The sequence below is a fragment of the Affinundibacterium baiyunense genome (assembly GCF_018139645.1).
Lineage (GTDB): Bacteria > Pseudomonadota > Gammaproteobacteria > Burkholderiales > Burkholderiaceae_D > Undibacterium > Undibacterium baiyunense.
This window is the reverse complement of the sequence record NZ_JAGSPM010000020.1, coordinates 1-6,588: the sequence shown is the minus strand read 5'-3', so window position 1 is coordinate 6,588 and position 6,588 is coordinate 1. Positions and strand designations below refer to the sequence as shown.

Genomic DNA, 6,588 nt, shown 5'->3' with positions numbered 1-6,588 from the left:
GATGGTAACAGTTTCGGACGCACCAACATCGGGGTCAGTGATGGTGATGGACGCAAAAGGATTCAGTGTCGAGCCTTGATTGACTGTTTGTCCAGCTAATGCGCCACCAATAACTGGGGCGACGTTAGTCGCGACCACGATTGCTTTGTTATTACTTAAGGAGTTGAGACTTCCAGGTGTAGGCAGGATAAGTAAAGCATTATTGCCTAACAGGTCTTTAATACTGCCTGCGTTTAAGTTGAGTGCTGTACTGCTTAGATAATCTAGGTCAGCCGAATTGTCACCGAGCTGTACGGTGTAGTTGAAAGTAATTGTCGATGAACCTGAGCCTGTGGCGTAATTTACCGTGCGATCAATGTTTCCTGTCTCAAGAGTGAGTTGCGGGGTGCCAGTGATATAGACATTTTCATTAAATGTAATATTGATAGGGATCACTGCACCGACGTCGTAGGTGGCGTTACTTACAGATGAAGTGACGCTGTTGATTAATGGACCTGCGTTGTCGATCGTATAGCTTTGTCCAGCGGTAAAACCCCCAGCAATCGCATTGCCAGCAATGTCAGTAATCCCTGTGCCAGTGTTTTTTAAATCTAATCGTAGCGTGCCGTTCCCGCTGACATTGTCAATGCGAATTGTCCATAGATTATTCGAACCAGAAACGCTTGCGATACTGCCATTTACCATTCCAGTGGTGGATAGTGAGAAGTCCCCAATATCGACAACATTGCTCGCCACATTCTCTGAAAAGTTTACTTGGAAATCGAGTGTACTTGTATTTGTTGGTGTGGATGACACGCGATTGATACTCAAGACCGTTGGGGCTGTGCCATCAACCAAGACGCCAGCAGTGCTGGCTACGCTGTTCAAAGTTAGTGATGCATTATTACCGCCCGCATCCTTGATGCTGCCGCCATTGCTAACTATGTTTGTGCCTAGCGTTACGCCGTTGGTATCCGCGTTGCCATTAGCGATAGTGTAGCGAAACACTAATGCTGAAGAACCGCTACCACCAAAGTAACTTGCATTGACTGTCCCGCCTGAATCGAGTGTGAGTGGAATAGATGGCGTCCCAATAACGACGACGTTTTCATCAAAATTGACAGTGAAGTCCAGATGTTGACCTGCTGTGTACGTTGTATTTGCGGGTGCTGTGACGCTTGAAATTGCTGGTGTATTGGTATCAAAGCTAAGCGTAAGAGTACTATTGGCAGCACTGCTATTTCCTACCGCATCGGTGTAAGCGCCAATGGCAACGCTGATTGTGGATGAGCCTTGATTGGTTGCTGCGGTTGGCGTAAAGAGCGCGGTCCATGTTGTGCCCGATCCATTGAAATTACTTAAAATACCGCCGCTGACCGAGATGTCGCCAGCGTTAAATCCAAGCGGCGCTTCGCTGAAGTTGAAGCTGATCGTTGCTGATTCGCCTGTCTTCAGTGCCGTATTGTCACTACTGATAGTGAGCGTAGGTCGTTTCGTATCGATAATAAAATTACTGCTATTCGTTGTACCTACGCCTGGCGTACTCGTTGAATTATAGGTGCCTGCAAGATTGACAGAGATTTTGTTGTTGGCGCTATCGACATTCGCATTTGGCGTAAAAATGCTTGTGTAAGTGATGTTGTCGCTGGTTTGTAAGCCAGATAAACTGCCATTCGGAATGGAGATGTCTGCAATACTGAAATCCGTGACAGCTTCGGAAAATGTGAATGTCACATTTTGCGTATCACCAGCTTTGAGTGTTGCATGTGATAATCCGATGCTTAACGTCGCGGGTGGGCTATACAGCGTGATCGTACCTAAGTGAGCATCATTGCTACTGCCATTACTACCTGTGAAATTGCCTGTCCCCGTGGCGGTTCCACCGAAGCCGCCTACACCTTTATTCCCAATCGTCAGCGAGGACTGTGACGCGGCATCCATACGTAGGGTGCCTGTCGACCAAATTCCACCAACACCGTTGCCACCAACGCCACCATTTCCTTTACCTGCATAGTTGGCGGCAGCACCGCCACCGCCACCACCGCCAGCAGCAATATTATTGGTAATACTACTGTTCGTAACGGTTAGTGTGCCGCTGTTAAAAATCCCTCCTACAGCGCTACCCCCTGCACCACCAACAAAGTAGCCGCCACCGCCACCGCCACCGCCACCGATTGACATGCTACCGCTGGTGGCTGTCCCACCGGCACCGCCAACGCTATAACCAGAACCAACGTATGGAATACCTGCGCCACCTCCTGCGCCGCCGACCGTGCTACCACCATACCCACCACGTTGACCACCCGATGTGCCTGACCCATTACCACCGATGCCAGCACTGGGGGCTGTTGGCACTTCACCTGCCCGATCAAAGCCACCAGTGCCACCCAAGCCTGCACCAAAGCCACCACCGCCGCCACCGCCACCGCCTTTGGCGAAGCCGCCGCCTGTACCGCCACCACCAGATGCCTTGTTTTCCGTGATCGTACTGTTATGTATGCTGAGCGTGCCGGCGTTGCGAATCCCACCACCTGCACCATCGGTTCCTGCTCGGCCGGGACCAATAGTGTTACCCATATTGTCTCCGCCATTGCCTGCAGCTAAACCGTTTTTGATAATTAGGTTTTCTATGCTGGCGTTGGCTCCCGAAGCAACATCAATGACACGGGTTAAATTGCCTGCATCAATGGTTACAGCGCCACCGGCATTATTTTTGCTGCCGATAATCGTTAATGAGTGACCTGAATCGGCTCCTATCGTGATGGTGTTTCCACTTGATACAAAGAGAATGTCATCGGTGAGGGTGAGCGTGTCATTCACACCATTTGAATTGGCAGTTGCCATCGCTGCTTGCAAACTCGCCAAATCAGATGCAGTTAAAGTTGCAGCAAGGTGAGCCCAGTTCGCTAGTTTTAATTGATCGATTGCTGTCGAGTGAGTATTGATGCTTCCAGTACTGATCTCTAAAACCCAATCGCCTTCACGATTAGCATCGCCAGTATCATTGTTTGATGCGGCGATATCTGCCTTGGTGGCGAGTGCGAGTTGGTTGACAAAGTTTTGTCCTTTCTCCGTCGCCGCAAGATCGCAACCGTACAAGAGTAAGTCACCATCAGGTTTGAGCGCATCTCCAATAATTTGGAGCTCATTTTGATAGTTCCTTAAACTACCTTGATGTAAGGCGGTGTTCCCAAGCAAAAGCAAACCATCGGCACCATGTGAAATGATCGAGATCGCGTCGAGATTCTTATATTGTTGCAAGGTATCAGCAATTTGTTTGACGCCATCTTTTGTTTTGTCGAGCACAACGACAGTTGTTCCTGCTTTCACCGAATCTATTAGTTGTTCGAAATCTGGTAGACGGCTATCAATAAAAACGATGGAATTGCTGCTGATATGATTTAGTGTATCAATGCTAGAGATTGTGGCGCTAATTGATGCGTTATCGTCTATTACTTTCTCTGTCGAGCTATTTCTATTTTGTGCGGAATTTGATGATGCAAGGTGTAACGTAGCCATAGGTTCTTACTTAATGCAAACTAACTGCGAAGCTAGATTGTGATTTTTCTCTGTTGAAGTCAGGCATGTCTACATTTTTTTCACATGTGGAGAGAATTGTCATTTTGTGTAGAGACACCAATGTTTTAGTAAGTCTCATTTTGACGGCCTAAAAAGCGTATTTGTCGTTCAAAAATACTTACCTAAAATGGTAGTGAATGATCGTTGCTACGTAGGGGAATGTCTATAGTCTGATCAGACTATAGAGGAGTGGATTTTGTATTCGACAGCTTAGGGAAATTCGATATCTGCGATGATGATTTTAAATATCACAGTCTTTCAAAGTCTTAGAAATGTAAATCGTATTTTTAGTGTGTTGGTGATGTCGCGGTCAACATAAGAGAAAGTTGAGTATGCAATTGCGATGGTGAAACTGGTTTGTGTAGCAAAGGTAATGCTGAAGCACTTGCTTCTCTTAATCGCACTGGTGCAGTATCTCCTGTGACTAAAATGGCGGGAATACTAGTTCCACAAATCGCACGTACTGCGTCGATGACCTCTGTTCCTTTGCAGTGATCTCTGAGACGATAGTCGCTAATAATTAGGTCAGGCGTATGCAAGCTAGCAATGGAATTTGCTTCTTGCATTGACGCGGCAAGATCGCAAGTGCAGCCCCATTGTGTCAACAAGCTGGCCATCGCATAGCGAACGCTCGTGTCATCGTCGATTACGAGAATTCGTGCACGTAAACGAGGTACTTCTCCTAGTGTAACTTTCGGTTCATCTTCGAGTACGTTGACGTGCGCCAAAGGTAACTGTATTTTGAATACACTTCCCTTGCCTACGCGCGATGCTAACTGAAGCTTTAGGCCTAAGATTTGCACCATTTTTTGTACAATAGAGAGGCCTAATCCCAGTCCTTTTTGCCGATCACGCTCACTGTTTCCAAGTTGTTGAAATTCTTTGAAGATATCGTCATAAGACGTGCTTGCTATACCAATTCCAGTATCCCAAATTTCTAGACTTAATTGCCCTTGTTTTTTTCTCGCAGAGATGAGGACGCCACCTTGATTTGTATAACGAATCGCGTTGCTAACAAGGTTGCGGATAATCATTTCAACCAAGGCTGGGTCAGAATTAACAACGTGATGTGTCTCTGGTGAACGATAAACGAGACCTTTGATATTGGCTTGCGGTGCTAGCTCATTCTCAATTTTATTTAGAATATGTTGCAATCGAAATGCTCTAACTTGAGTCTCTACTACGCCAGCTTCGATACGTGAGTAGTCAAGTAATGTGTGCAGCATTTCAGTTGTTGCGTTCGCTGCGGAGCAAATACTCTCTACAAGTTGTTTTTGTTCGGTAGATAAATTCGTTGATTGTAAAACCTCTAAAAACAGACCTTGCGCATGAATCGGTTGGCGTAAATCATGACTTGCTGCGGCTAAAAAATGCGATTTCTCGGTGTTGGCTTTTTCTGCTGCGACTAAAGCTTGTTCTGCTTTTTTTGTCGCGGAACTAAGCTGTTCAATCAAATCAAGATTTTCGAAGCGTAGTTGAATTGAGGCGCGTGCGGTGCGTGAGGTGTTGTAAGCCTGTCCCATTAATGTAATGGCATACATACCAACCGCAATGCCTATTGCCCAATACGCAGGGTCATTTAGGCTGACAACTGCATAGACCATAGAGCCAAGCTCAAACAACAGAAAGAGGGCAAATGCTGGTAAGACGGGCGATAAAATTGACATCGAGTTTGCCGCAATTCCTGCGAGTACGGCTAAGATTAAAACGCTGCCAGCGGTACTCGCCGTTTGTAAGCCTATCCAAGCAAGTGCCCCCCAAACGGCGCCATCAATAGCATGTAATAACATGAGGCGTTTTTGTACATAGTGGACTTGATCCGCTTGTATACCGCGTTGAATATATTTTCTCGCATCATAAACATCGATTAGTTTTGATAGCGTAACAGCGGCGCACCAAATACCTAATGCAACACGATTATGCTCATTTTTTAATGTGAAAAAGAGTACCAGTGCGACTAGTATTCCGGGCAGCATAGAACTACCGAGATTACGCATTAGTAGTAGTTGTAATTCGATACGAATATTTTTTTCGACGGATATTGGTGCGTGTAACATTCAGGCGACTAATCCCATACGGCGAGCAGTAAATGCGGCTTCCGCACGGTTCGATGCGTTGAATGTTGCTAGTAATACTTGCACATGACAGCGAACCGTGTTCTCGGACAGATCTAATTGGCGGCCAATCATTTTATTTGATAAGCCTTTGCATAGCAGATCTAATACTTCGTACTGTCGGGGTGTGAGTAGCGGTTTATTATTTGTTAGAGATAATCCAGATTCACTTTGTGTAAATTCACTAGTCTTTTTGCCCTGATCTAAGGCAAGTGTAATAACGCGCAAAATCTCTTCGGCTGAGTTCCCTTTAGAAATAAAATGATGCGCACCTCGCTCTTGTGCTAAACGAATCGTATCGGATGAATCGTCTGCCGAAATAACAATAATTGGGCAGTCTGGCCATTTTCGTTTCAGTAATGCTGTTCCTTCTAAGCCGTTTAAACCTTGTAGCTTAATGTCCAATAAAATTAAATCGAGTGTCGCATTGGTTAAGCGCATTGCATCCTCTAGTGAGGCTGATTCGATAATATCGATATCAGTCAGACTATTTAGAATTAAGATCCGCAGGCCACTACGAAACAAACTGTGGTCATCAATGAGAAGTATGGTTTTAGCTGCCATGGGAGTTCGTTTAACAACAAAAAGTAGAATCTTTGACGTTGAATTAGTTTGAGTAAATTTCTAAATTAGATTCACCATATTATGGCATCAATTGAGAATGTTTCACTTAGCTTGCTTAGTTGTGGTAATCAAGACAATTAATAGAATGCAAAGGAATAAATCAAAAAGACTGCTAATGCAGTCTTTTTGAAGTGAAGAACCCCATAGTTGTATCGCAGAGCTTACTCTAAAAACCGTCCAATATACTCATTAGAATTAATAAACTGCCCAATGAGGGTAACAGAGTCGGAATTTGGTTGATTGAGTAATTCATTAAAGGTAGCGGGATCAGGAGCACGCCCAAGCAGGCCGA

Annotated in this window: 3 protein-coding genes; all 3 read right to left on the bottom strand. The window is 45.4% G+C overall.

Annotated elements, in window-relative coordinates:
* A partial coding sequence (locus KDM92_RS18775; protein ID WP_212685772.1) for a DUF4347 domain-containing protein occupies window positions 1–3,498 on the bottom strand: 3,498 nt, incomplete at its 3' end.
* Window positions 3,499–3,845: 347 nt separating this feature from the next.
* Complete coding sequence (locus KDM92_RS18135) at window positions 3,846–5,615, bottom strand: ATP-binding response regulator (RefSeq protein ID WP_212685771.1); 1,770 nt, start codon at window positions 5,613–5,615, stop codon at window positions 3,846–3,848.
* On the bottom strand, window positions 5,616–6,236 hold the full coding sequence (locus KDM92_RS18130; RefSeq protein WP_212685770.1) for a response regulator: 621 nt from the start codon (window positions 6,234–6,236) through the stop codon (window positions 5,616–5,618).
* Window positions 6,237–6,588: the final 352 nt, after the last annotated feature.